This is a genomic window from Stutzerimonas kunmingensis, assembly GCF_900114065.1.
Lineage (GTDB): Bacteria > Pseudomonadota > Gammaproteobacteria > Pseudomonadales > Pseudomonadaceae > Stutzerimonas > Stutzerimonas kunmingensis.
Genome location: NZ_FORS01000007.1, coordinates 123,013 through 147,501, shown reverse-complemented (window position 1 = coordinate 147,501; position 24,489 = coordinate 123,013). Strand labels below are relative to the sequence as shown.

The following is a 24,489-nucleotide window of genomic DNA, read 5'->3' as shown; positions in this document are numbered from 1 at the left end:
CGGCCCGTTTCGCCGCGCGCGCCGAATGCAAGGACGGCGCTGCGGAAGTCGGTCAGCGGTCAGTCGAACAGGCCGAAGGTCAGGCGGCTCCACCAGGAGCGCTTTTCGCCTTGCTGCTCTGCTTCCTTGAGTACCGGGCGAAGCTCTTCGGGAAGGTCCTGAGCGGCCGTTTCATACTGACGGAGCACATCGCGATTGGCCCGCGAGGTGTCCGGGCGGGGAGCCTCGCCTTCGATAAGGCCGAGGGTGGCCTTGCTCAGCCAGCTGCGGTTGTCGTCTTCCGTCTCGACAGGGGTGAATTTGCCGTCTTCGAGCGTTGCGTGATCCGGGTAGTTGAGCTGCAGAGTCTGCAGGCTGGTTTCGGCGAGATCGTCGAGGCCCAGGCGCTGGTAGGCCTCGGTCATCACGGCAAGCCCGTCGGCCACGGCCGGCGTGCCCTGGAAGTTCTCCACAACGTAACGGCCGCGGTTGGCTGCTGCGACGTAGGCCTGGCGCTTGAGGTAGTAGTGGGCGACGTGTATCTCGTTGGCCGCCAGCAGGTTGCGCAGGTAGACCATGCGCGCCTTGGCGTCAGGCGAGTAGCGACTGTTAGGGTAGCGGCTGGTGAGCTGGGCGAATTCGTTGAACGAGTCGCGGGCGGCACCTGGGTCGCGCTTGGTCATGTCCAGCGGCAGGAAGCGGGCCAGCAGGCCGCGGTCCTGATCGAAGGAGGCCAGGCCCTTGAGGTAGTAAGCGTAATCGACGTTCGGATGCTGCGGATGCAGGCGGATGAAACGCTCCGCCGCCGAGCGCGCGGCTTCCGGCTCGACGTTGCGGTAATAGGCGTAGATCAGTTCGAGTTGCGCCTGCTCGGCGAAGCGCCCGAATGGATAGCGCGACTCCAGGGCCTTGAGTTTGCTGATGGCGCTGGTATAGCTCTTGTTGTCCAGGTCGGCCTGTGCTTGCTGGTACAGCTCGACTTCACCCAGATTCTCGTCGACGGTTTCGTTGGATGAACAGGCGGCGGTGAGGGCGAGAATGGCGATCAGCAGCAGGTGTTTCACTTGCATGGCGGCTTGCGTCCCTGTGACGGCTGGCTGTCTCGCGCGGAGCCGTCCTGTTATGATGAGCGCCCCGGTGCGCCGGGACAAAGACGCCGTATTTAAACACAAGCGTGTAGCCGAAACCAAAGGCCGCTCCGCCATCTGCGGTCCCCGGGCCCGTCCGTTACCAACGGATGTCGCCTGCCTCTCTCAGACGAACCTATCTCGCCGTATGTCCACGACTTCCAAACAGGCCATCCAACTCCGCGCCGAAGTGCCGTTTGACCTTGGCGGGCAACGTCTCGATCAGGTTGCGGCGCAGCTCTTTTCCGAACACTCGCGCTCGCGTCTCGCGGCCTGGATCAAGGATGGCCTGCTCACCGTGGATGGCGCCGTGCTGCGCCCTCGCGACACCGTGCATGCTGGCGCCGTGCTCGAGCTGAGTGCCGAACAGCAGGCGCAGGGCGAGTGGGTCGCGCAAGACATTCCGCTTGAGATCGTCTACGAGGACGATCAGATCCTGGTGATCGACAAGCCTGCTGGCCTGGTTGTGCACCCTGCGGCCGGCCATGCCGACGGCACGCTGCTCAATGCATTGCTGCATCACGTGCCGGACCTGATCAACGTCCCGCGTGCCGGCATCGTTCATCGCCTGGACAAGGACACCACCGGTCTGATGGTCGTGGCCAAGACGCTGCAGGCGCAAACCCGGCTGGTCGAGCAGTTGCAGGCGCGTAGCGTCAGCCGCATCTACGAGGCGATCGTCATCGGCGTGATCATTACTGGTGGTACGGTCGACGCGCCGATCGGTCGGCATGGCCAGCAGCGTCAGCGCATGGCGGTGGTGGAGGGCGGCAAGCCGGCGGTCAGCCATTACCGCGTGCTGGAGCGCTTTCGCTCGCACACCCATGTGCGGGTCAAGCTGGAAACCGGGCGTACCCACCAGATTCGGGTGCACATGACCCATCTTGGCTATCCACTGGTCGGTGACCCGCTGTATAGCGGGCGTTTCCGCATTCCGCCGGCGGCGAATCCGACGCTGGTGCAAACGCTTCGCGAGTTCCCTCGCCAGGCGCTGCACGCGCGCTTCCTCGAACTCGATCATCCTGTTACCGGGCAGAGGATGAAATGGGAGTCGCCGTTGCCGGATGACTTCGTCTGGCTGCTGACGCTGCTGCAACAGGACCGAGAGGCCTTCGTCGGGTGAGTGCGTGGGGCGGTGACTGGCTCGTGCCGGAATGGCCTGCTCCGCCCGGCGTTCGCGCCTGTGTGACCGCGCGGCAGGGCGGCGTCAGTCGCGCTCCGTTCGACAGCTTCAATCTGGGTGATCACGTCGGTGATGAGCCTGCCGCGGTGGCCTGGAATCGCCAGCATCTTCAGGACGTGCTCGGTTGCCAACCAGTCTGGCTGGAGCAAGTGCATTCGAGTGTCGCTGTCCAGGCCGCTCCAGGAAATCGCGTGACCGCCGATGCTAGCTGGAGCGAGACGCCGGGTCTGGGATGTGCGGTACTGACTGCGGACTGCCTGCCGGTACTTTTCTGTGATCATGCTGCGACCCGAGTCGCCGCGGCTCACGCTGGCTGGCGCGGGCTGGCTGGTGGTGTGCTCGAGGCGACGCTCGAAGCGCTGGCGGTACCTGCCGATGAACTGCTGGTGTGGTTGGGGCCGGCGATCGGGGCGGCGGCATTCGAGGTTGGGCCCGAAGTGCGCGATGCATTCCTCGCGCAGCATTCGTCGGCTGCCGCGGCGTTCGTTGCAAGTCGCAACCCGGGACGCTTCATGGCGGATATCTACCAGCTAGCGCGTATCCGTCTGGCTGCCGCGGGCGTAGACGCGGTTTACGGTGGCGGGTTGTGCACCTTCAGCGATCCGCGCTTCTACTCCTATCGGCGTGCCGCGCACACAGGCCGCTTCGCCAGTCTGATCTGGCTCGAGTGATATTGGCGCGCTAGCGGTGAAGTCAGCCATGACTCTGCGGTCCTGGCATGACCTGTATCAATGTCATCCGCCTTGAATCTCCAACAATCATCCTCATCTATGCTGCATCTCGCAGGTTTCGTATATGGCGCGAGTCACGGCGCCGGCCTGCTTCACATGAGGATGAACATCCATGCGTATCGATCGTTTGACCAGCAAGCTGCAGCTTGCGCTCTCCGATGCCCAGTCCATAGCCGTCGGCCTGGATCACCCCTCCATCGAGCCGTTACACCTGATGCAGGCGCTGCTTGAGCAGCAGGGCGGCTCGATCAAGCCGTTGCTGATGCAGGTCGGCTTCGACATCGCAGCGCTGCGTCAGGCGCTGACCAAAGAGCTCGACCAGCTGCCGAAGCTACAGAACCCCACTGGCGACATGAATCTCTCGCAGGACCTGGCGCGCCTGCTCAATCAGGCTGACCGCCTCGCCCAGCAGAAGGGCGACCAATACATTTCCAGTGAGCTGGTGCTGCTGGCAGCGCTGGACAGCAACACCCGTCTGGGCAAGCTGCTGCTGGCTCAGGGTGTAAGCAAGAAAGCGCTGGAGAACGCCATCAGCAATCTGCGCGGCGGCGATGCGGTCAATGATCCCAACGCCGAAGAATCGCGGCAGGCGCTCGACAAATACACCGTGGACATGACCAAGCGCGCCGAGGACGGCAAGCTCGACCCGGTGATCGGTCGTGACGACGAGATCCGCCGCACCATTCAGGTGCTGCAGCGGCGGACCAAGAACAACCCGGTACTGATCGGTGAGCCGGGCGTGGGCAAGACCGCCATCGTCGAGGGGTTGGCCCAGCGCATCGTCAACGGTGAGGTCCCGGACGGCCTCAAGGACAAGCGCTTGCTGGCCCTGGACATGGGCTCGCTGATTGCCGGGGCCAAGTTCCGCGGCGAGTTCGAGGAGCGCCTCAAGGCGGTGCTCAACGAGCTGTCCAAGCAGGAGGGTCGCGTCATCCTGTTCATCGACGAGCTGCATACGATGGTCGGCGCGGGCAAGGCGGAAGGCGCCATGGATGCCGGCAACATGCTCAAGCCTGCCCTGGCGCGCGGCGAGCTGCACTGCGTAGGTGCCACTACTCTCGATGAATACCGCCAGTACATCGAGAAGGATGCCGCCCTGGAGCGTCGCTTCCAGAAGGTGCTGGTCGACGAACCAAGCGAGGAAGACACCATCGCCATTCTTCGTGGCCTCAAGGAGCGCTACGAAGTGCACCATGGCGTGACCATCACCGATGGCGCCATCATCGCCGCGGCCAAGCTCAGCCACCGCTATATCACCGATCGCCAGCTGCCGGACAAGGCCATCGACCTGATCGACGAGGCCGCCAGCCGTATCCGCATGGAGATCGACTCCAAGCCCGAAGAGCTCGATCGCCTGGATCGCCGCTTGATCCAGCTGAAGATCGAGCGTGAGGCGCTGAAGAAGGAAGACGACGAGGCCACCAAGAAGCGCCTGGCCAAGCTGGAAGACGACATCGCCAAGCTGGAGCGCGAATACGCCGATCTGGAAGAAATCTGGAAGTCGGAGAAAGCCGAGGTGCAGGGTTCGGCGCAGATCCAGCAGAAGATCGAACAAGCCAAGGCCGAGCTCGAAGCAGCGCGGCGCAAGGGTGATCTGGCGCGCATGGCCGAACTGCAGTACGGCATCATTCCGGACCTCGAGCGCAGCCTGGAGATGGTCGATCAGCATGGCAAGAAAGAAAACCAGCTGCTGCGTAACAAGGTGACCGACGAGGAGATCGCCGAGGTGGTTTCCAAGTGGACCGGTATTCCGGTCTCCAAGATGCTCGAAGGCGAGCGCGACAAGCTGCTGCGCATGGAAGACATGCTGCACACTCGCGTCATCGGTCAGCACGAAGCCGTGGTGGCCGTATCCAATGCCGTGCGCCGCTCGCGCGCCGGTCTGGCCGACCCGAATCGTCCGAGCGGCTCGTTCCTCTTTCTCGGCCCGACCGGGGTGGGCAAGACCGAGCTTTGCAAGGCGCTGGCCGAGTTCCTCTTCGATACCGAGGAGGCGATGATCCGCATCGACATGTCCGAGTTCATGGAGAAGCACTCCGTTGCGCGCCTGATCGGTGCGCCGCCGGGCTACGTCGGTTACGAAGAAGGCGGTTACCTGACCGAAGCGGTGCGTCGCAAACCGTATTCGGTGGTGTTGATGGACGAGGTAGAGAAGGCCCATCCAGACGTCTTCAATGTGCTGCTGCAGGTGCTCGAAGACGGCCGCCTGACCGACAGCCATGGGCGGACGGTGGACTTCAAGAACACGGTGATCGTGATGACCTCCAACCTGGGCTCTGCGCAGATCCAGGAGCTGGTTGGTGATCCCGATGCGCAGCGGGCTGCGGTGATGGATGCGGTGGCGCATCACTTCCGACCGGAGTTCATCAACCGTATCGACGAGGTGGTGGTGTTCGATCCGCTCGGTCGCGAGCAGATCGCCGGTATCGCCGACATCCAGCTCGGGCGCCTGCGCAAGCGCCTGGCCGAGCGCGAATTGAGCCTGGAACTCAGTCAAGAGGCGATGGACAAGCTGATCGCCATCGGTTACGACCCGGTCTACGGAGCGCGGCCGCTCAAACGGGCGATCCAGCGCTGGATCGAGAATCCGCTGGCGCAGCAGATTCTCTCCGGTCAGTTCGCGCCGGGCAGCAGCGTCAAGGCGCGGGTAGAGGGCGAGCAGATCGTCTTCGATTGAGCGGGGTGGCTACCTGCGGGGTGCAGCACACCTCCCAGGTAGCCGCGTTGGAGCAGCGTTTTCGCGGGTGCCGCCGGGTGAACGCAAAGTGTTGTCAGTAATCGCATTTTTGGGGTTGACAGGCGAGCCGGGAACCGTAAAATGGCGCGCCTCTGAGGCGGTAACGTAACGCTGAAGAGCTGGAATTGAAGTTGTTCCGCGATAGCTCAGTCGGTAGAGCAAATGACTGTTAATCATTGGGTCCCAGGTTCGAGTCCTGGTCGCGGAGCCAAATTCCAATCGGGGTATAGCGCAGTCCGGTAGCGCGCCTGCTTTGGGAGCAGGATGTCGGGAGTTCGAATCCCCCTACCCCGACCATTTTTGGGTCGTTAGCTCAGTTGGTAGAGCAGTTGGCTTTTAACCAATTGGTCGTAGGTTCGAATCCTACACGACCCACCATACGGGCTTCTCAGGAAGCATAAAAAGCTGGATGTTCTCGCGGACATCCAGCTTTTTTATTGCCTGCGATTTCTTCTCGGCACATTCAAGGCGCACCCGGGGGTGCGCCTTTTCTGCGTCAATGGAGCTTCAGGCGCGGCTCCGTCGTGCGGCTGAGCTTGTCGCCAAGCATCATCAGCAGCGTGCGAGCGATGCCATACAGCGCGATCTGGTGCATGCGGTAGAGCGAGATATAGAACATCCGTGCCAGCCAGCCTTCGAGCATCACGTTGCCGGTCAGGTTACCCATCAGATTGCCTACTGCCGAGAAGCTTGATAGCGAAATCAATGAGCCGTAGTCCTTGTAGCGATAGGTCGGCAGCGGCTTGCCTTCCAGTCGGTTGTGGATCGAGCGGGCCAGCATCGAGGCCTGCTGGTGGGCTGCCTGTGCGCGGGGGGGGACATTGCGGTCGCTGTCCGGCTGTGGGCAGGCGGCACAATCGCCGAACGCAAAGATGTTCTCGTCGCGCGTGCTCTGCAGTGTCGGGTGGACAACCAGCTGGTTAATGCGGTTGGTTTCCAGGCCATCCAGTTCGTGAAGGAAGGCGGGTGCCTTGATCCCGGCGGCCCACACCTTGAGGCTGGCCTGGACGAACTCGCCCTGCTTGGTGTGCAGGCCTTCGGCGGTGACTTCGCTGACGGCGGCGCCTGTGAGCACCGTGACACCCAGGTCCAGCAGTGTCTGGTGCACCGGCTGGCTGATGCGCTCAGGCAGTGCCGGCAAGACTTTCGGGCCGGCCTCGATGAGGGTGATGTTTACATCCTCCGGCTTGATGCCATCAAGGCCGTAGGCCGCCAGCTCCTTGGCGGCGTGCAGCAGTTCTGCAGCCAGCTCCACGCCGGTAGCGCCGGCTCCGACGATGGCCATGCTGATGTTGCTCGAGGCACCCTCGCCTGCATGCGCCTTCATGTAATGGCTCAGCAGTTGCCGGTGGAAGCGCTCGGCCTGCTCGCGCGTATCAAGGAAGATGCAGTGCTCGGAAGCCCCCGAGGTGCCGAAGTCGTTGGTCGTGCTGCCGACGGCAATCACCAGCGTGTCGTAGTTCAGTGCGCGTGACGGGACCAGTTCCACGCCAAACTCGTCGCGCGTCGCTTCCAGTCGAATGCATTTGCTCGCGCGATCCAGGCCTGCCATGCGGCCCATCTGGAACTCGAAGTGATTCCATTTGGCCTGAGCGACGTAGTTGAGTTCGTCAGCGGACGAGTTCAAGGAGCCGGCGGCGACTTCGTGCAGCAGCGGCTTCCAGATGTGTGTGAGGTTGGCGTCGACCAGGGTGATGCGGGCTTTGCCACGCTTGCCCAGGGTTCTACCCAGGCGGGTAGCAAGCTCCAGACCGCCGGCGCCACCGCCGACGATTACGACTCGATGTGACATGGGAGTGACTCATAGCTGCAAGGGAAACGGCGGGGCGGCCTGGCGAGCGGAGCTCAAAGCACAAGGCGGCTCAAGAGGCGGCTCAATAACCCGAGCCCGATCACCACGACCAGTACCACAAGCAGAAGAAGCCAGGGGCGAAACGGCTGGCGCTCGACCTGGTGTTGCGGGGCGCGGAGGTATTCATCGACGCGCTGCTGATCTTCGGGCTTCAGGCGGCTTGGCATGGGCACCTCGAATGGAATGCAGGCATTCTAGCTGTGCAGGGTCAAAAGCCAAGCGCGAAGTGCGGCGCTTTGCCGCGCGGAGGGCTGGCGGGCATGCCGGGCGGCATGCCCTTGGGGGTTGTCAGGTGTTCTTCAGCTTGCGCAGGTTGCCGATGACCGACTCCAGCGCGCGGTCGAACAGCAGGGTGTCGTTGAGTAGCCGAATGGCGCCGCGCTGGAATTCGGTCGCCAGGCCCATGCGGGTCTTTTCCAGGACTTTCATGCCGGTGCGATTAACGAAGATGTACTTGCCGGTGGGCTTGATCACCGCTGCCAGCTTGCAGCGCAGCTTGTGTTCTTCGTCTTCCTGGAACTCCACCCAGCTGCCGACGCGCAGATTGTCGACCTGGACCAGCGCGACATCGTTATCCGGCAGGCTGATTTCCGGTTCCTGCTCGCGGCTCTCGCCAGGTGCAAGCAGGACGATCTCGTCGACCACTTCGACCATTGCCGGTGTGGTTGCTATCGGAGTTGCCGCTGACTCCGCTGAAGTGCTGTCGTCCGCTGGCGCCTCGCTGGGAGCGCTCTGCGGTTGCTGGAAGCGCTGCAGGGTCTGGACATGGAGCGCTTCGAGCTGGGTAAAGAAGTCGCCGGTGGAAAAAGGGTCGAAGGCGGCACTGACCAGTCCGTCGCGCAGCGCTTTAAGCAGGCTCGGGACCAGCTCCAGCAGGCGTGCGCGCGATTCTTCGTCTTCGTGAGGGGTAACGCTCCACACCAGATCGTCCATCGTGTCCAGGGCGGCCTGCCACTCTTCGGACTGGGTGCCGTGTTTCAGACAGGTAAGCAGCAGAACCTTGCTCCAGGCTTCCTGTAGCAGCCGCACCACGACTTCCGGAAGCGTCTTGCCGAGCAAGCGCTGGTTCAGGGCGCGCTCAACTTCCTGTCGGGCGATCTCGGCCTTGGCGCGGCCTTCCTCGGCATCGCGGGTGCGTTGCTCGAGCAGCTCGCTACGGCGGCGCTCATCGCCGATGAAGGCAAGGAAGTCGGCCAGCAGCTCGGAGAAAATGGCCGGATCGTCAGTGAAGTCGTTGAGCAGTCGAGCCACGATCTGCTCGATCTTCTGGTAGAGACTGTCCCGCTGCGCTTCATCCTGATCGCCCCAGCCCATCGCTGCCGAGGCAATCTCGTTAAGCAGGCGGCGTGCCGGATGGCTGCCGCGGCTGAAGAAGGTCTTGTCCAATACCGCGACCTTGAGAAGCGGGATCTGCAGGCGACCGATCAGGGCCTTTAGCGAGTCGGGCAGGGTGCGGTCATCGAGTATGAATTCGAACAGCATGGAGACGAGGTTGATCACATCGTCGTCTATCTCGCCAACCACGCGGGACTTGCCGGTCTTGGCACTGACTCGGCTCAGCAGGCCGGCCAGCTGCTCCTGAAGATCGAACTCGTCGACGGTCTGCGGCGCGCGCGCCTGCATGTGCGACAGCAGGCGGAGGAGGTCGCCACTGGAGATCGGGATCGCATCGCTGGGGATGTTGCGCGCCGGCAGCATGCTGCTACCACGGAGCTCTGAAAGCAGGCTGTGCAGTGCGCTGAATGCGGCTTCCTGCAGTCCCTCGTCGACATGTGCAGCCTGGCCAAGTGGTGCTGATGGTGCATGGCTTCCGGCTGGCGCGCCGGGGCGCTGCTGGCGGCGGGGCGGGGCGGAGTGCAGCTCTGGCAGGATGCCGGCAGCGACCAGGGTCTGGTTAGCTTCGGCATAGAGTTGGTCGATATCCCCGAGCACGTATTTTTCGAAGAGCTTGAAGATGATCAGCTTGACCTTGATCTCTACCCCAAGGCTGCTGCTGGCCTCGATGAAGTAGTCGCAGAGTGCGTGCGGGCCGAGCGGGTTGCTCTTGTCATCGAGCTTCTTGCTGATCAGCGCATTGAAACGAGTGGTCAGGTGCCCCAGCGGTTGAGCCGCACGACTCATGACTTTCGCGACCATGGTGTCGACGGCTACCGACTCTTCCAGCTCATCGTTCTGCACAAGTGAAAGACTGTCGAACGACACATTGTCCAGCACCGGCGGCTTGCCGATCTCATACTGATTGAGTTTGGCGAATGCTTCGAACAGCTGTTGCAGAAAGCCGCGTTCGATGTTGCGGCGCTTCATGCGCAAATCACGCATGGCTTCGAAAAACGCGTTCTGTTCGACGTTGCTGCTCGCACGATCGGCGATTTCGAAGAGCGAGTCATCGGCGTTGTCGAACAGCGACTGCAAGGCCTGACGCAGCTGTTGGGCGGCCTTGTCGCGCACGCTGATGAGCGCCACAGGCAGGCGGCCTGCTGGTGAAGAAGGCTTGTGCTCAGGGGCTGCCTTGTTCAGGTGCACCACTTTCGCATCGGTTCGCATCGAGACTCTCCTGCGGTCGCCTGCTTAACGGCGGTCACAACGCCAGCTTCAAACAGCGTCTTGTAAGGGTAACCAAATCGGCAGGGCAAGGCGGAAGGTTCCGGGCGAGCCCGCAATCTAGTGCGGGTTTCTTCTGTCGAACCGGATCCAGCGCAGCATAGCCGAGCGGTCTGATTTTACAACGACACCTCGTCAGTAAGGTGTCGCCATTTCGGTGGCGTCAATATTCTTGAAGGGCATTATAAGCATCGGATTGCGATGCCAAGGCCGGTTTTTCATTGGACATGACTTGGCTCACAGATACTCGCAGGTTTTCCGCCGGGAGGTAAAAAAAGCCTCTCGAATACCCGTCCGGGATGCGCAGGTTGGCGCTGCGTTAGCGAGCAATCAGCCTTTATACTCCGCGCAATCTTCAGGAGTCAGCCATGCCGAATCTTACACTTGCCGATCTATCTGCAGAAATCGATGCCAACGTTCGTCGCGCGCTCGCCGAGGACGTCGGCAGTGGTGACATCACGGCGCAGTTGATTCCAGCCGAGCGGCTGGCGCATGCGTCGGTCATCACTCGCGAGGAGGCAGTGATCAGTGGAACGGCATGGGTAGACGCCGTATTCCGCCAAGTCGACCCACGCGTTGCGGTTCACTGGCAGGTTGCCGATGGTGACCGTGTCGGGGCTGACCGGGTGCTGTTCCATCTCGAGGGGCCGGCGCGGGCGCTGCTCACCGGCGAGCGCAGTGCGCTGAATTTTCTGCAACTGCTGTCGGGTGTGGCGACTCGCTGTCGTCACTACGCGGACATGGTCGACGGGACCGGCGTGCGTTTGCTCGATACGCGCAAGACCATACCCGGGCTGCGCCTGGCGCAGAAGTATGCCGTTACCTGCGGTGGCTGCCACAACCACCGCATCGGTTTGTACGACGCCTTCCTGATCAAGGAAAACCACATCGCCGCTTGCGGTGGCATCGCCGAGGCGGTTGCTGCTGCACATCGCATCGCGCCGGGCAAGCCGGTGGAGATCGAGGTGGAGAGTCTGGGCGAGCTTGAGCAGGCGCTACTAGCAGGTGCCGATATCGTCATGCTGGACGAGCTCAGTCTGGATGACATGCGCACCGCGGTGGCCATCAATGGGGGGCGGGCCAAGCTCGAAGCGTCGGGCGGCATCAGCGATGAAACGCTGCGCAGCGTGGCGGAAACGGGGGTGGACTACATCTCCATCGGCGCGCTGACCAAGCATGTGCGGGCGGTGGATCTGTCGATGCGCTTGCGGCAGTAAGGGCGGGGAGAGGTTGCGGTGCCTGGCGCAGCGGCTGCGCCAGGCGGATCGGTCAGTGACGGCTTTTCAGGCCGAAATTCTCGTGCAGGGTGCCGGGGGTGTCGTCGCCCTTGGGCGCATAGTCCTTCGGCGGCTCGGTGAAGGCCGGCGACGAGAGACGCTCACGAGTGCCGTGGTTCTCTTCGCTGTGCAGTGCGGCCATCAGGCGTTGACGGGTCTGTTCGTCGAGTGCGAGGCGGCTGGCGCCGTCGGACAGGTGATCCTGAATGTCCTGATAGTTGTTGGTCAGTTTGCGCAGCAGGCTGGCGGTGGTGTTGAAGTGGGTAACCACCTCACTCTGATAAGTGTCGAAACGCTCTTGCAGGTCATCGACCTGACGCTGTGTGCGGTTTGGTGCGCTGCTGCGTGCCACCAGATAACCGATGGCGATGCCGGCGATCAGGCCGACGATCGGGAGCAACCAGGTCGCGAGGGTCTGTTCCACGAGTCCTTCCTCTATATAAACGGCTGTGCTTACGTTAACGTCTCGTACCTGCTCTGTATACCGCGACGCGAGGCGGCGGTTATTGGCAGCTAGTTAGCAAGACGAGTCGACTCGTCCCAAGGTCACGGAGTTCCTGCTTTGTTGAAACGCGAAACCCCCCTCAATCTCGACGGCCCCTGCGGCACCCTTGAAGCGCTGTACTTCGATCAATCGCAGCCGGCGGGGCTCGCGCTGATCTGCCACCCGAACCCGGTCAAGGGCGGCACCATGCTGAACAAGGTGGTCTCGACCCTGCAGCGCACCGCTCGCGACGCCGGCTACAGCACGCTGCGCTTCAATTATCGCGGTGTCGGCGGCAGCGCCGGCGCGCATGACATGGTCGAGGGCGAGGTGGATGACGCCGAGGCTGCGCTGCGTTGGCTGCGCGAGCAGAATCCGGAGCTGCCGCTGACGCTGCTGGGGTTCTCCTTCGGCGGGTTCGTCGCCGGCAAGCTGGCCCACCGTTTGAACGCGGAGGGCGTGGCGGTACAGCGGCTGATGATGGTGGCGCCGGCAGTGTCGCGCCTCGTCGAGCTGTCGTTGGCTGACGATTGCCAGCTGACGATCATCCAGCCGGAGCAGGACGAGGTCATCGATGCCGAGTCCGTGTACACCTTTTCCGCGCAGCTGCAGCACCCCCATGAGCTGCTGAAAGTGGCAGAATGCGGCCACTTTTTTCATGGCAAGCTGGTGGAACTGAAGGAACTGGTAGCCCCGCGGCTTTGATGCCCGAACCTGCTCCTCTCCGCCGCGCTCAACGATCGAGAATGACTGCATGACTACCCGCATCCTGACCGGTATCACCACCACCGGCACGCCGCACCTGGGCAACTACGCCGGCGCGATCCGCCCGGCCATCCTGGCCAGCCGCGACGCGGCCGCCGACTCCTTCTATTTCCTGGCCGACTACCACGCGCTGATCAAGTGCGATGACCCGCTGCGTATCCAGCGCTCGCGCCTGGAGATTGCCGCGACCTGGTTGGCATGCGGCCTCGATGCCGAACGCGTGACCTTCTATCGTCAGTCCGACGTTCCGGAAATCCCCGAGCTGACCTGGCTGCTCACCTGCGTCACCGCCAAGGGGTTGCTCAATCGTGCCCACGCCTACAAGGCCTCGGTGGACAAGAACGTCGAGAACGGCGAGGACCCGGATGCCGGCGTGACCATGGGACTCTACAGCTACCCGGTGCTGATGGCGGCGGACATCCTGATGTTCAACGCGCACAAGGTGCCGGTTGGCCGCGACCAGATCCAGCATGTGGAAATGGCCCGCGACATTGCTCAGCGCTTCAATCATCTGTTCGGTCACGGTCGTGAGTTCTTCACCCTGCCGGAAGCGGTGATCGAGGAAGGCGTCGCCACGCTGCCCGGCCTTGACGGACGCAAGATGTCGAAGAGCTACGACAACACCATTCCGCTGTTCGGCAGCGCCAAGGAGCTCAAGGGCGCGATCGCACGCATCGTCACCGACTCGCGCCTGCCGGGCGAGCCGAAGGACCCCGACAGCTCGCACCTGTTCACCCTCTACCAGGCGTTCGCCACCGCGCAGCAGCAGGATGCGTTCCGCCAGGAGCTGCTCGACGGGCTGGCCTGGGGCGATGCCAAGCAGCGCCTGTTCGAGCTGCTCGACAACGAGCTGGGCGAGGCGCGCGAGCTGTATCACCAGCTGATCACCAAGCCCGCCGAGCTGGAGGACATTCTCCAGGCGGGCGCGGCCAAGGCGCGCCGAATCGCCACGCCGTTCCTTGGTGAGCTGCGCGAAGCGGTGGGCCTGCGCAACTTCCGTAGCGAAGTTAAAAGTGCAGCGCCAGCCAAGAAGAAGTCCAGCAAGGTGGCGCGCTTCGCCAGCTTCCGCGAGGCCGACGGCGCGTTCCGCTTTCGTTTCTTTGCGCCCGACGGCGAGGAGCTGCTGCTGTCCCGTCCGTTGAGCAACCCGAAGGCGATCGGCAGCCTGACCCAGCGGTTGATTGCCGGCGGGCCGGACGCGCTGGAACTTCGCGAGGACGAAGGCGATCAATTCACCCTGTGGCTGGACGACGAATGCGTCGCCGACAGCCCACATTATGAGAGCGCCGAAGCGCTCGATGCCGCCATGCTGCGGGTACGCGAGGCGCTGGCCACGCTCGTCGACTGACGTGCTGCCGCCAGGGCGGAACGTACCCCGCGACTGCGTTCCGCGGCTTCGCGGCAATCTCCAAGAATGGGTGTCCCAGGAGGGCTGACGCTTGAACGACCTGAGTAAATTGCCAACCACCGAGGGCGCGGCTAAAGTGTCGGCCCCGTTTCACTACCCAGACTCCGCCATGACCCCTCTTGAGCGCTATCAGGCCGACCTGAAACGTCCTGACTTCTTCCACGATGCCGCCCAGGAAAATGCGGTGCGTCACCTGCAACGTCTGTACGACGATCTGGTGGCCGACGATCGCAGCAAGAGCGGCCTGCTCGGCAAGCTGTTCGGCAAGAAACAGCAGGAGCCGATCAAGGGCATCTACTTCTGGGGCGGCGTTGGCCGCGGCAAGACCTACCTCGTTGATACCTTCTTCGACGCATTGCCGTTCAAGCAGAAGACGCGCACGCACTTTCACCGCTTCATGAAGCGCGTGCACGAGGAAATGAAGACGCTCAAGGGCGAAAAGAACCCGCTGACCATCATTGGCAAGCGCTTCGCCGACGAGTCGCGGGTGATCTGCTTCGACGAATTCTTCGTCTCCGATATCACCGACGCGATGATTCTTGCCACGCTGCTCGAAGAGCTGTTCAAGAACGGCGTGAGCCTGGTGGCGACCTCCAACATCGTGCCGGACGGTCTGTACAAGGACGGTCTGCAGCGCGCGCGCTTCCTGCCGGCCATCGAGCTGCTGAAGAAGCACACCGAGATCGTCAACGTCGACAGCGGCATCGACTATCGCCTGCGTGCGCTGGAACAGGCCGAGCTGTTCCACTTCCCGCTCGATGCCGAGGCCGAGCAGAGCCTGGAACGCAGCTTCAAGAGCTTGCTGCCGGAGAACTGCCGGGTCGTCGACAAGGACGCACTGATGATCGAGAACCGCGAAATCCGTGCGGTAAAGACCGGCAACGATGTGGCCTGGTTCGAGTTCCGCGAGCTCTGCGACGGGCCGCGTAGCCAGAACGACTACATCGAACTGGGCAAGATATTCGGCGCCATCCTGCTGGCCAATGTCGAGCAGATGAGTGTCACCAAGGACGACATGGCGCGCCGCTTCATCAACCTCGTCGACGAGTTCTACGACCGCAACGTCAAGCTCATCATCTCTGCCGAGGTCGAGCTCAAGGACCTCTATACCGGTGGTCGCCTGGAGTTCGAATTCCAGCGCACCCTGAGCCGTCTGCTGGAAATGCAATCGCACGAGTACCTGTCGCGGCCGCACAAGCCCTGACCATGGCGTGGCCGCGAAGACCGACTCTTCGCGGCCAAAGGCCGCTTTCTCGCAACGTCTGGCACTGCGCCTTAGTAGGCGCGGTCTTCGTCAAGAAGGCGTATGCCAGCTGTCGGTACCTGCTTCAGCAAGCCAGCCTTGGCTGTTCCGTGGTCGCCCTTACGACTCAGGCCGGTATTTCTGCCGGTAGTGATTGGGTGACAGCTCGGTGTGCTGGCGGAAAAGGCGGGCGAAGAAGCTCGCATCGTCGTAGCCCACTTCGTAGCTGATCGTCTTGATGCTCTTGCCGGTGGTGGCGAGCAGGCTCTTCGCCGTCTCGATCCGCAGGCGTTGCAGATAGTGCAGCGGCTTGTCGCCGGTGGCTGCCTGGAAGCGGCGCATGAAGTTGCGAATGCTCATGCCATGCTGCCGCGCCACGTCCTCGAAGCGAAACTTTTCGGCGAAGTTGGCTTCCAGCCATTCCTGTATCTGCAGAATCCGCGTATCCAGATGCAGCTTCTGCCCGCCGAAACCCAAGCGCCCCGGGCTGTAACTGCGTTGTAGCTCGTAAAGCACGTCACGCGCCATGCCCTGGGCCACGTGTGCGCCGCAGAAGCGCTCGACCAGATACATGTACAGGTCGCAGGCCGAGGTCGTGCCGCCTGCGCAGTAGAGGTTGTCGCTGTCGGTGAGGTGCTTGTCGGCGCTGAAAGCCACACCGGGGAAGCGCTCGACGAAGTCATTGGCAAAGCGCCAGTGGGTGGTCGCCTCGCGGCCTTCCAGCAGGCCCGCCTGGGCCATCCAGAACACGCCGGTGGCTTCGCCACAGATGACGCTGCCTGCTGCGTGACGCTCGCGCAACCAGGGCATCACACCCGGATGCTGCGCGCAGAGCGCATCGAAATCTCCCCAGAAGGCCGGCAGGATCACCATATCGGCGTCATCCAGCGGACTATCCACGGCGATGGCGATACCGCTGAAGGTATTTACCGCCTTGCCGTCCGGGCTGACCAGACGGGTTTCGAAAGCAGGGGTGAGGTCAAGGCCGAGCTGTTTGCCATAGCGCAGGCTGGCCATGTGGAAGAAATCCTTGGCCTGGGTGAGTGTCGAGGCGAACACCCCTTCGGTGGCAAGTATGCTGACGCGCTGGATCGAGGCGAGATTGGGCATGCGATTCTAATTATTGTGGTGAGTAACAGGGTAAATCTGCCGTGTGGCGGCTGGAGCGTCCTATTTTTGCATGCATCTGTCCAGCCTTCCCTGAAGCGATGCGGCTGAACCGTCACAGCGACCCGGCGTCGAACCGCTGATGCACAGGAGCGAAGAGATGAGTGAAAGCAGTCAGTATCCGACAGCCCCTTTTGGCGATTGGGACGGCAGCCCGGCCGCGGCGCGTGCGATGCAGCAGAGCCTGGCGGCGCAGGTGAGCTTGCAGGATGACTTCCCACCGTTGCGATTGATCGCCGGGGTGGATGTCGGTTTCGAGGATGGCGGCACTATCACCCGCGCCGCGGCAGTGCTGCTGGATGCTGATACCCTGGAGCTGGTCGGCAGCAGCCTGGCGCGAATTCCGACGAACATGCCCTACATTCCGGGCCTGCTTTCGTTCCGTGAGCTACCCGCGGTGCTGCAGGCGCTCGGCGAACTGCCGGCCGTTCCCGACCTGATCTTTTCCGACGGCCACGGCATCGCCCACCCGCGCCGCCTGGGCATTGCTGCTCACCTGGGCGTGGTGACCGGCCTGCCCACCATCGGCGTGGCAAAGAAGCTGCTCACCGGGGCGCACGACGAGCTGGAACTGGCGCGTGGTGCACAGGTCGAGTTGCGCGACAAGAAGACCGGCGAAGTGATCGGCTGCGTGCTGCGCAGCAAGGACAAGGTGCGGCCGCTGATCATTTCCCCGGGTAACCGGGTCAGCATCGTCACCGCACCGCAGCTGGTGATGCGTTATGTCACGCGCTATCGCCTGCCGGAGCCGACCCGGCTGGCCGACCGGCTGGCATCGCGGCGGGAAGAAAAGGCCGCCGCGCGGCGCTTGTCTGGAGCGGCCGAGTAGCTAAAGCAGTTGTAACCGGGATTGCCCGCGCCCGTGGCGACGCTTGCAGCTGGCGTCTCGCAGGCGCTAGCCTGCGGGCCTGTTGTCAGCTCGGACCCTACGATGATTCTGGATTGCGCTACCGGTTGGTGTCAGGGCGTTCGCCACTGCCCGTCACCGAACTTCAACCAGCGGCCGGCCGGCGAGATTTCCCTGCTGGTGATCCATAACATCAGCCTGCCGCCGGGGCAGTTCGGCACCGGCAAGGTTCAGCAGTTCTTCCAGAATTGTCTGCAGTGCCATGAGCACCCGTTTTTCGAGGAGATCGCCGAGCTGCAGGTGTCGGCGCATTTTCTCATCGAGCGTGATGGCGCGATCACTCAGTTCGTCTCCTGTCTGGATCGTGCCTGGCACGCCGGCGTGTCCTGCTTCGACGGTCGCGAGGGCTGCAACGATTTCTCCATCGGCATCGAGCTGGAGGGGACCGACGACCAACCCTTCAGTGAGGCGCAATACCAGGCGCTGATCGGATTGTGCCGGGTACTGCAGGGCGCGTTTCCAGCGATTACCCCCGAGCGGGTTTGCGGCCACAGCGATATCGCGCCGGGGCGCAAGACCGATCCCGGCCCGGCATTCGACTGGCAGCGGCTGCGTGCGGCTTCCATTACCTGCTGACGAAAGGAAAGGACGATGAGTTTTCTGGTGATCCTGCTCGTGCTGTTGGTGGAGAAGTTCTCTGATTGGCGGCCGCGGCTGCAATACGACAGCCCCTGGCTGACGCGCCTGCGCCAGGTGGAGGCCAGCCCGCGTCTGCGACAGACGCCCTGGCTGGCGCTGCTGTTGCTGGTGTTGCTCCCGGTGCTGCTGCTCGGCCTGGTGCTGCTGGCACTGGAGCCGCTGGCCTACGGGTGGCTGAGCCTGCCTGTGCATCTGCTGGTGCTGCTCTACAGCCTCGGCCGCGGCCATGCCAAGGCTGAACTCGGTGCGTTCCGCGACGCCTGGCGCCGTGGAGATGAGGAGGCCGCCGCGCTGGCCGCCGAACGTGACGCCGGCCTGCAGACCCAGGACCCGCCGAGCCTGTTGGCAGCGGTGCAGTCCTGGCTGCTGTGGCGCAGCCACGAGGGTTTTTTTGCGGTGATCTTCTGGTACCTGCTGCTCGGGCCGATGGCGGCGCTGGCGTACCGGCTGCTGGCGCTGTGCGCCGAGCACACCGAGCTCGAAGGGTTGCGCGAGCGGGCCGAGCAGCTGCGGCATGCCTTCGACTGGTTGCCGGTGCGGGTGTTGCTCGGCAGTTTTGCGCTGGTCGGCAACTTCGTCGCGGTCAACCGGGCGCTGCTGCACGAGTTGCTGAGCTGGGATGTGCCAGCCCGGCGGCTGTTGGCCGATGCCGGTCCGTTGGCCGCCGATCTGCCGCCCGCGGTCGACGGCGAGGCGGGCATCGCGAGGCTCGACGGGATCGCGGCATTGCTCGTACGTACACGGGTGTTCTGGTATGCGGTGATCGCAGTCTGGACGATCCTCGCCTGAGGCTCTTGGCCAGCGGCGCCGCTAATGGAAGTCCATAACGCCTCTGTATGGGGTTCCACCGCCGAATCGCCGTAACCCGCAGGCCAGACGCCTCGCCGAGCGTCTGGTTGATATCAGTCGAAGAGCCATCATTTGGCCATTACCTTAAGTTACAAAAACGCCTACCGATATCCCGTATAACCCGGGCAGATGCCACTCTCTGACGAGCCCTGCTGCGCGTTGCAATTGCGTGCAAGCCAATACCAATAAAATTGGGAGACGTCGTGTGAATAGTCTGTTGTATCCCGCGATTGCGTTCATGAACCGCCTGAGCTTCGGTATGAAGTTCAGCCTGGTCAGCGTCCTGTTTTTCGTTCCCATGCTGCTGAGCAACTACTACCTGGTTCGCGACTCGTACCGGGCATATGTCGGTACCCGCAACGAGCTGCAGAGTCTCGAACTGCTTGGCTCGACCTTGCAGGTGCGGCGCAGCATGGAGGACTGGAAAGACCTCGTGCATATTGAATCGATCATCGGCCAGACCGGCAATGTCGAGGCGCTGCAGACTCGCTTGAACCGCGTCGAAAGCGCGCTGGCAGCGCAGCTGCAGGCACTTGTCCCCGTTGGCGATGCGCCTGAGCAGGTGGCTGAATTCAATAGCCGTCGCGACGAACTGGTGACCGGGCTGAACGCCGCCCAGGCCGAGCAATCGTTGCAGTCCAAGGCAGCCATGGCCGAGTCCCTGCTGGGCCAGTCGCAGGTGATGATCAAGCTCGTCGCCGGCCAGTCCGGCCTCAGCCAGGATCTCGAGCGTGAGGTCCGTCTGTTGGCCGAGCTGCTGACCACGGTAACCCCGGCCATCAGCGCATCGCTCGGCGAGGGGCGCGCGGTGGGCTCTTACACGTTCGGCCAGGGCTACCTGAACTCCGATGCCAGCAATACGCTGGACAACCTCGTGCTGGAACTGGAAAAGCAGCAGGCGCAGTACGCCGCACAGTTGCAGGATGCCCTGGGCGCAAGCCAGGCCGCGCGTACCCGGCTCGACGCCTTCGCCACCGCCAGCCGTGAGTCCCTGCAGGCGAGCAGCGAAATCCTGCAGGACGAGGTGATCATGGCCGAGGCGCTGGACCTGCCTTGGGAGCAGTTCTACGAGCGCATCAGCGCGCAGATGGCCAAGACCTACGAGCTGAACGACGCCATTCTCGGTTTCCTCGAGGTGGAGCTTGCCGAGCGGCTGGAGCAGAAGCGCCTGCTCATGACCCTGCTGCTTTCGGCACTGGCGGTGGTGCTGTGCCTGGTGGCGTATCTGTACGCAGGCTTCTACGCCTCGACGCGCGCCTCGCTGCACAGTCTCGGCAGGATCATGGACAAGGTCGCCGCCGGTGACATGACCGTGCGCTATCAGGTACAGAGCCGCGATGAGCTTGGCGAGCTGGGCCAGGTGTTCAATACCACCGTGGCGCAGATCCGCGAGCTGATCGAGCGAGTCGGGCAGACCGTCGCCGAAGTCGAACGCCAGGCACAGCGGGTCGAAAGCGTCTCCGGCGAGAGCAATCAGACGGTATCCGAGCAGCGTGGGCAGATCGAGCAGGTCGCCACGGCGATGAACGAGATGTCCGCCACCGCCCAGGAGGTCGCCAGCAGTGCCGAGGCCGCAGTTGGCAGCGCACAGAGCGTCAACGAGGAAACCGTCAGCGGGCGCGAGCTGGTGGTAGCGCAGGTCGGCGGTATCCAGCGGCTGGCCGTCGAGATCGAGCAGTCGGTGCAGGTGATCAACCAGTTGGCCGACGACAGCAAGGCGATCAGCCAGGTGCTGGACGTGATCAAGACCATCGCCGAGCAGACCAACCTGCTGGCCCTCAATGCGGCCATCGAGGCCGCGCGTGCGGGCGAGCAGGGCCGTGGCTTCGCGGTGGTCGCAGACGAGGTGCGCGGGCTGGCGCAGCGGACGCAGAAGTCCACCGCGGAAATCGAGCAGATGATCGCTCGTCTGCACAATGGTGTCGGCGCAGCGGTGAAAACCATGCATGCCAGCCATACGCTGGCCGAAGACACCGTTGGCCAGTCGGGGCGGGTCGAGCAGGCGCTGGAAAACATCCTCGGCGCGGTGGGGCTGATCGTCGATCAGAACCAGCAGATCGCCGCTGCGGCTGAGCAGCAGACAGCCGTGGCGCACGATATCGATCGCAATATCGTCGCGATCAACGAGGCCGGCCAGCGCACCGCCGAGGGCGCCGGGCACACCGAGCAGGCGAGTCGCGAACTGTCCCAGCTGGTGGGACGCCTGCAGCAGCTGATCGGCGCGTTCCGGGTCTGACCGCGGCGATGATCAGGGCTGCGGCCAGCCGAACAGTTCACAGCTGTTGCGATAGCTGGCTGCGGCCAGCTCTTCGGCGCTGACACCCTTCAGATCGGCCAGCATCCGGCAGATATCCGGCAGCAGTTCCGGGCTGTTGCGCTCGCCGGCGTGGCCGGCTGGTGGGATATCCGGCGAGTCGGTTTCCAGCACGATGGCCTCCAGCGGCAGTTGCTTGAGCACCCGCTGCATGCGCAGCGCCTGTGGCCAGGTACCGGCACCCCCGAGGCCGAGCCTGAAGCCGAGGCGCAGGTATTCCTGAGCTTCCTCCCAGCTGCCACTGAAGGCGTGCACGATGCCGGCGCGCTGCAGCTTGTAGCGTTTGAGAATGGCGATCATCGGTGCGTGGGCGCGGCGTACGTGCAGCAGCACCGGCAGCTCGAACTCCGCAGCCAGCGCCAGCTGCGCTTCGAGCAGTTCGTGCTGGCGCTCGATGTCCGGGTCCTCGACGTAATAGTCCAGGCCGATCTCGCCGATGGCGCAGAGTTTAGGCTCACCGCGTAGCTGCTCCAGCCAGTCGCGCAGCTTGCCCAGGTGCTCGTCCCGGTGCTCGGCGATGAACACCGGGTGAAGGCCAAGCGCGGCATGAACCGCTGGCTGCTCGCAGGCTAGCTGCCAGACCCGCTCCAGATTCGCTTCGTGCACGCCGAGTACCACGATGCGCTCGACGCCAGCGGCCGCGCTGCGGGCGATGACCTGGGTCCTGTCATCATCGAACATCTCGAAATCGAGGTGGGTATGGGTGTCGATAAGCTGCACGACAGGCTCCGTACGGTCGGCGGTGGGCGGGCGCGTAATGCTACATGGCCTTCAGTGGCTTTCCTCTTCGATCTGAATGTCGCTGACGCCCAGCTCTTCAAGCCGGCTGGCTTCGCTGGGGCGTATCGGGTTTTCCCAGGGGGCGTCGACCGCCGCACGCGGCTCGCGGACGTAATGCAGCAGTATTTCCAGTTCGGCCTGCTCCAGACCGGGCACTTCGAACGAGCTGATCAGCAGCGAGGCGGGCTCGCCGTTGATGCAGTAGTGGATGCGGTAACGCTTCAGATCGGTCATGGCGGGCTTCCTGCGGTTGGCGGCACTGAAGTATCCGACCGCCGAAATCCGCTCAGGCTCCCGAGTCTCCTTGTGCTTCGCGCTCAAGCAACGCCGCCTTGCGTTCCAGCCCCCAGCGATAGCCGGTCAGCGCCTGATGACTGCCGACCACGCGATGGCAGGGCACCAGCAGGCCGACGGGGTTGCTGGCGCAGGCGCGGGCGACCGCACGGGCGTGGCTGCCGAGGGTTGCCGCCAGCTCACCGTAGCGACGCGTCTCGCCGGCGGGAATCTGCTGCAACGCCTGCCAGACGCGCTGCTGAAAGGCCGTGCCGCGCAGGTCAAGCGGCAGCTGGGCGGCACGCTGCGGTTCTTCCAGTTGGCTGACGATTGCCTGCAGCCACTCACCCAGGCCTTCCTGGTCGCGCTGCAACTGTGCCGCGGCAAAGCGTGAGCGCAGCTCGTCTTCCAGCGCTGTCTGGTCGTCGCCGAACAGCAGGGCGCAGATGCCTTTGTCGCTGCTGGCGACCAGCAGCTGGCCGAGTGGGCAGGGCGCCAGGGCGTAGCGCAGGGTTTCGCCCGCACCTTTGCGGCGGCGCTGGGCCGGTGTCAGTGCCTGGGCGTCCGCATAAGGGGCCCGCGTGCCGGAGTAGCCGGCAGCGAGGGCGGCATCGAGTACCGAGTCGGCCTCGGTCAGGTGGGTTTCCAGACGTTCGCGGCGGCGCGCCGCCGACCACGCCCGCGGGGTCATGCCGGTGCGCGCCTTGAATGCTCGTGACAGGTAGGCCGGCGACAGCCCGATGCGCGCGGCCAGCTGCTGCAGCGGCAGCGGCGTCTCGGTTTCGTCGAGCAGGCGGCAGGCGGCGATCACCAGTGCATCGAGCTGCTCGCTCGGGCTCGGGCCGCAGGGCGAACAGCGGCGACATGGCCGGTAACCGGCGGCCTGGGCTGCTGCTGGATCGGTGTAGAACGCCGTCCGCTCGCGAGCTGGCCGGCGTGCTGGGCAGCTGGGTCGGCAGAAAATACCGGTCGAGCGCACGGCGAACACGAAGCGGCCATCGAAGGCGGCATCGCGTTCGCATAGCGCTTGCCAGCAGCGGTCCTGGTCGAGCATCGCGCGACTCCCCTGGTTGATGCTGCAATTGTCGGTCCTGGCCGGACGTGCGCCAATCCAAAGCGTGCTTTCAAAGTCGATGGGGAGCATGGAAGCCGCCCCGTGATTGCCGTAACCTGCAGCATCGCCCTGACCGAGAAGGACCTGCAAGCCGCTGATGAAAACGCCTAAACGACTCGAACCGCTGATCGAGGATGGCCTGATCGACGAGGTGCTGCGGCCGCTTATGAGCGGCAAGGAAGCAGCGGTATACGTGGTGCGCTGTGGCGATGAGCTGCGCTGCGCCAAGGTCTACAAGGAAGCCAACAAGCGCAGCTTCCGCCAGGCCGTGAAATACCAGGAAGGCCGTAAGGTGCGCAGCAGCCGCGATGCGCGCGCGATGGCCAAGGGCTCCAAGCACGGGCGCAAGGAGAAGGAAGACAACTGGCAGAACGCTGAGGTTGCGGCGCTGTTCCGCCTGGCCGATGCCGGCGTGCGCGTTCCCAAACCCTACGACTTTCTCGACGGCGTGCTGCTGATGGAGATGATCGCCGGCGAAGATGGCGATGCCGCACCGCGACTGAACGACGTCGACCTGCATCCGGACGACGCCCGCGAGTTCCATGCGTTCATGATCCACGAAGTGGTCAAGATGCTCTGCGCGGGGCTGGTGCACGGTGATCTGTCGGAATTCAACGTGCTGCTCGACGAGCACGGCCCGGTGATCATCGACCTGCCGCAGGCGGTGGATGCGGCCGGCAACAACCATGCGTTCGAAATGCTCGAGCGCGATGTTGGCAACATGTCGGCCTATTTCGGACAGTTCGCGCCGGAACTCAAGTTCACCCGGTACGCCAAGGAGATGTGGGCGCTGTACGAGCAGGGCAAGCTGACCACCGAGACCGAGCTGACCGGGGAATTTGCCGAGCCGGAAGATGCCGCGGATATCGATGCGGTAATGCGGGAGATCAAGGCCACGCTGGCCGAGCAGGAGCGCCGTGAGGCCTTGCGCGGTGCGGACGATGCGCCGAAGGATGAGCCGCCGGAGCCGCCGTGGATGAAAGGCTGATCGGCAGTCTCTGGCGAACCCCGGAGACTGCTGCTTCTGTGTTTTTGCCGACTAGCGGGAGTCTTCAAAGA

The 24,489-nt window shown here is 63.5% G+C and carries 21 protein-coding genes and 3 tRNA genes; 15 read left to right on the top strand and 9 right to left on the bottom strand.

What is annotated here, in order from left to right; all coding sequences use genetic code 11:
* Positions 1-59: 59 nt before the first annotated feature.
* Positions 60-1,049 carry an outer membrane protein assembly factor BamD gene (locus tag BM275_RS16915; RefSeq protein ID WP_014819064.1) on the bottom strand — a complete coding sequence of 330 codons (990 nt, stop codon included), beginning with the start codon at positions 1,047-1,049 and terminating at the stop codon, positions 60-62.
* A 205-nt stretch (positions 1,050-1,254) separates the two neighbouring features.
* Between BM275_RS16915 and rluD the strand changes: the two genes are divergently transcribed.
* The 6 genes from rluD (at position 1,255) to BM275_RS16885 (ending at position 6,135) form a co-directional block, all read left to right on the top strand.
* A complete protein-coding gene (gene rluD, locus BM275_RS16910; RefSeq protein WP_014819065.1) occupies positions 1,255-2,229 on the top strand; it encodes a 23S rRNA pseudouridine(1911/1915/1917) synthase RluD in 975 nt (324 codons plus the stop codon).
* The gene (pgeF, locus tag BM275_RS16905; protein WP_090522457.1) at positions 2,226-2,960 is read left to right on the top strand and encodes a peptidoglycan editing factor PgeF; all 735 of its coding nucleotides are present in this window, start codon (positions 2,226-2,228) and stop codon (positions 2,958-2,960) included. Before rluD ends, pgeF begins: the two co-directional genes overlap by 4 nt.
* A 172-nt stretch (positions 2,961-3,132) precedes the next feature.
* On the top strand, positions 3,133-5,697 hold the full coding sequence (gene clpB / locus BM275_RS16900; RefSeq protein ID WP_014819067.1) for an ATP-dependent chaperone ClpB: 2,565 nt from the start codon (positions 3,133-3,135) through the stop codon (positions 5,695-5,697).
* Between the two features lie 195 nt (positions 5,698-5,892).
* Positions 5,893-5,968: transfer RNA gene (locus BM275_RS16895), tRNA-Asn, on the top strand.
* A 9-nt stretch (positions 5,969-5,977) separates the two neighbouring features.
* Positions 5,978-6,054: transfer RNA gene (locus tag BM275_RS16890), tRNA-Pro, on the top strand.
* 5 nt (positions 6,055-6,059) lie between these two features.
* Positions 6,060-6,135: transfer RNA gene (locus BM275_RS16885), tRNA-Lys, on the top strand.
* 118 nt (positions 6,136-6,253) lie between these two features.
* Here BM275_RS16885 and BM275_RS16880 read toward each other — a convergent pair.
* From BM275_RS16880 to BM275_RS16870, 3 genes are all read right to left on the bottom strand, one after another.
* The gene (locus BM275_RS16880) at positions 6,254-7,549 is read right to left on the bottom strand and encodes an NAD(P)/FAD-dependent oxidoreductase (RefSeq protein ID WP_023447169.1); all 1,296 of its coding nucleotides are present in this window, start codon (positions 7,547-7,549) and stop codon (positions 6,254-6,256) included.
* A 53-nt stretch (positions 7,550-7,602) separates the two neighbouring features.
* Entirely contained in the window at positions 7,603-7,776 is a 174-nt protein-coding gene (locus BM275_RS16875; RefSeq protein WP_003298581.1) for a DUF3094 family protein, read from the bottom strand.
* A gap of 121 nt (positions 7,777-7,897) precedes the next feature.
* Positions 7,898-10,153 carry a DUF1631 domain-containing protein gene (locus tag BM275_RS16870; RefSeq protein ID WP_023447168.1) on the bottom strand — a complete coding sequence of 752 codons (2,256 nt, stop codon included), beginning with the start codon at positions 10,151-10,153 and terminating at the stop codon, positions 7,898-7,900.
* A gap of 425 nt (positions 10,154-10,578) precedes the next feature.
* Here BM275_RS16870 and nadC point away from each other — a divergent pair, with 425 nt between their 5' ends.
* A complete protein-coding gene (nadC, locus tag BM275_RS16865; protein ID WP_023447167.1) occupies positions 10,579-11,427 on the top strand; it encodes a carboxylating nicotinate-nucleotide diphosphorylase in 849 nt (282 codons plus the stop codon).
* Between the two features lie 52 nt (positions 11,428-11,479).
* On the opposite strand, the gene BM275_RS16860 is transcribed toward nadC, so the two are convergent.
* Entirely contained in the window at positions 11,480-11,911 is a 432-nt protein-coding gene (locus tag BM275_RS16860; RefSeq protein ID WP_003298586.1) for a Z-ring associated ZapG family protein, read from the bottom strand.
* A gap of 138 nt (positions 11,912-12,049) precedes the next feature.
* On the opposite strand from BM275_RS16860, the gene BM275_RS16855 reads away from it, so the two are divergent.
* The 3 genes from BM275_RS16855 (at position 12,050) to zapE (ending at position 15,348) form a co-directional block, all read left to right on the top strand.
* Positions 12,050-12,676 carry an alpha/beta hydrolase gene (locus BM275_RS16855; protein ID WP_090522455.1) on the top strand — a complete coding sequence of 209 codons (627 nt, stop codon included), beginning with the start codon at positions 12,050-12,052 and terminating at the stop codon, positions 12,674-12,676.
* 49 nt (positions 12,677-12,725) lie between these two features.
* Complete coding sequence (locus BM275_RS16850) at positions 12,726-14,084, top strand: tryptophan--tRNA ligase (protein WP_014819072.1); 1,359 nt, start codon at positions 12,726-12,728, stop codon at positions 14,082-14,084.
* A 169-nt stretch (positions 14,085-14,253) separates the two neighbouring features.
* On the top strand, positions 14,254-15,348 hold the full coding sequence (gene zapE / locus BM275_RS16845; protein ID WP_014819073.1) for a cell division protein ZapE: 1,095 nt from the start codon (positions 14,254-14,256) through the stop codon (positions 15,346-15,348).
* Between the two features lie 159 nt (positions 15,349-15,507).
* On the opposite strand, the gene BM275_RS16840 is transcribed toward zapE, so the two are convergent.
* The gene (locus tag BM275_RS16840; RefSeq protein ID WP_023447164.1) at positions 15,508-16,497 is read right to left on the bottom strand and encodes a GlxA family transcriptional regulator; all 990 of its coding nucleotides are present in this window, start codon (positions 16,495-16,497) and stop codon (positions 15,508-15,510) included.
* A gap of 157 nt (positions 16,498-16,654) precedes the next feature.
* Between BM275_RS16840 and nfi the strand changes: the two genes are divergently transcribed.
* The 4 genes from nfi to BM275_RS16820 all read left to right on the top strand — a co-directional run bounded on the left by nfi (position 16,655) and on the right by BM275_RS16820 (position 21,185).
* Entirely contained in the window at positions 16,655-17,383 is a 729-nt protein-coding gene (nfi, locus tag BM275_RS16835; RefSeq protein ID WP_014819075.1) for a deoxyribonuclease V, read from the top strand.
* A gap of 102 nt (positions 17,384-17,485) precedes the next feature.
* The gene (gene ampD, locus BM275_RS16830; RefSeq protein WP_014819076.1) at positions 17,486-18,037 is read left to right on the top strand and encodes a 1,6-anhydro-N-acetylmuramyl-L-alanine amidase AmpD; all 552 of its coding nucleotides are present in this window, start codon (positions 17,486-17,488) and stop codon (positions 18,035-18,037) included.
* A gap of 15 nt (positions 18,038-18,052) precedes the next feature.
* Entirely contained in the window at positions 18,053-18,889 is an 837-nt protein-coding gene (gene ampE / locus BM275_RS16825) for a regulatory signaling modulator protein AmpE (RefSeq protein ID WP_090522453.1), read from the top strand.
* A gap of 265 nt (positions 18,890-19,154) precedes the next feature.
* Positions 19,155-21,185 (top strand): methyl-accepting chemotaxis protein, encoded by a 2,031-nt coding sequence (locus tag BM275_RS16820; RefSeq protein ID WP_090522451.1) that lies wholly within the window; start codon positions 19,155-19,157, stop codon positions 21,183-21,185.
* A gap of 12 nt (positions 21,186-21,197) precedes the next feature.
* Here BM275_RS16820 and BM275_RS16815 read toward each other — a convergent pair whose 3' ends face one another.
* Genes BM275_RS16815 through ada form a run of 3 tightly spaced genes read right to left on the bottom strand, consistent with a single transcriptional unit; the run spans position 21,198 to position 23,370 of the window.
* A complete protein-coding gene (locus tag BM275_RS16815) occupies positions 21,198-21,983 on the bottom strand; it encodes a TatD family hydrolase (protein ID WP_090522449.1) in 786 nt (261 codons plus the stop codon).
* Between the two features lie 51 nt (positions 21,984-22,034).
* The gene (locus BM275_RS16810; RefSeq protein ID WP_041015978.1) at positions 22,035-22,277 is read right to left on the bottom strand and encodes a hypothetical protein; all 243 of its coding nucleotides are present in this window, start codon (positions 22,275-22,277) and stop codon (positions 22,035-22,037) included.
* Between the two features lie 52 nt (positions 22,278-22,329).
* The gene (ada, locus tag BM275_RS16805) at positions 22,330-23,370 is read right to left on the bottom strand and encodes a bifunctional DNA-binding transcriptional regulator/O6-methylguanine-DNA methyltransferase Ada (RefSeq protein ID WP_041016076.1); all 1,041 of its coding nucleotides are present in this window, start codon (positions 23,368-23,370) and stop codon (positions 22,330-22,332) included.
* Between the two features lie 157 nt (positions 23,371-23,527).
* Here ada and BM275_RS16800 point away from each other — a divergent pair, with 157 nt between their 5' ends.
* Complete coding sequence (locus BM275_RS16800; protein ID WP_014819082.1) at positions 23,528-24,418, top strand: PA4780 family RIO1-like protein kinase; 891 nt, start codon at positions 23,528-23,530, stop codon at positions 24,416-24,418.
* Positions 24,419-24,489: the final 71 nt, after the last annotated feature.

Excerpts from the sequence above, each read along its gene's own strand:
- BM275_RS16915 (WP_014819064.1), bottom strand. The coding sequence starts at position 1,049 with ATGCAAGTGAAACACCTGCTGCTGATCGCCATTCTCGCCCTCACCGCC.
- rluD (WP_014819065.1), top strand. The coding sequence starts at position 1,255 with ATGTCCACGACTTCCAAACAGGCCATCCAACTCCGCGCCGAAGTGCCG.
- clpB (WP_014819067.1), top strand. The coding sequence starts at position 3,133 with ATGCGTATCGATCGTTTGACCAGCAAGCTGCAGCTTGCGCTCTCCGAT.
- BM275_RS16880 (WP_023447169.1), bottom strand. The coding sequence starts at position 7,549 with ATGTCACATCGAGTCGTAATCGTCGGCGGTGGCGCCGGCGGTCTGGAG.
- BM275_RS16875 (WP_003298581.1), bottom strand. The coding sequence starts at position 7,776 with ATGCCAAGCCGCCTGAAGCCCGAAGATCAGCAGCGCGTCGATGAATAC.
- BM275_RS16870 (WP_023447168.1), bottom strand. The coding sequence starts at position 10,153 with ATGCGAACCGATGCGAAAGTGGTGCACCTGAACAAGGCAGCCCCTGAG.
- nadC (WP_023447167.1), top strand. The coding sequence starts at position 10,579 with ATGCCGAATCTTACACTTGCCGATCTATCTGCAGAAATCGATGCCAAC.
- BM275_RS16850 (WP_014819072.1), top strand. The coding sequence starts at position 12,726 with ATGACTACCCGCATCCTGACCGGTATCACCACCACCGGCACGCCGCAC.
- zapE (WP_014819073.1), top strand. The coding sequence starts at position 14,254 with ATGACCCCTCTTGAGCGCTATCAGGCCGACCTGAAACGTCCTGACTTC.
- BM275_RS16840 (WP_023447164.1), bottom strand. The coding sequence starts at position 16,497 with ATGCCCAATCTCGCCTCGATCCAGCGCGTCAGCATACTTGCCACCGAA.
- nfi (WP_014819075.1), top strand. The coding sequence starts at position 16,655 with ATGAGTGAAAGCAGTCAGTATCCGACAGCCCCTTTTGGCGATTGGGAC.
- ampD (WP_014819076.1), top strand. The coding sequence starts at position 17,486 with ATGATTCTGGATTGCGCTACCGGTTGGTGTCAGGGCGTTCGCCACTGC.
- ampE (WP_090522453.1), top strand. The coding sequence starts at position 18,053 with ATGAGTTTTCTGGTGATCCTGCTCGTGCTGTTGGTGGAGAAGTTCTCT.
- BM275_RS16810 (WP_041015978.1), bottom strand. The coding sequence starts at position 22,277 with ATGACCGATCTGAAGCGTTACCGCATCCACTACTGCATCAACGGCGAG.
- ada (WP_041016076.1), bottom strand. The coding sequence starts at position 23,370 with ATGCTCGACCAGGACCGCTGCTGGCAAGCGCTATGCGAACGCGATGCC.
- BM275_RS16800 (WP_014819082.1), top strand. The coding sequence starts at position 23,528 with ATGAAAACGCCTAAACGACTCGAACCGCTGATCGAGGATGGCCTGATC.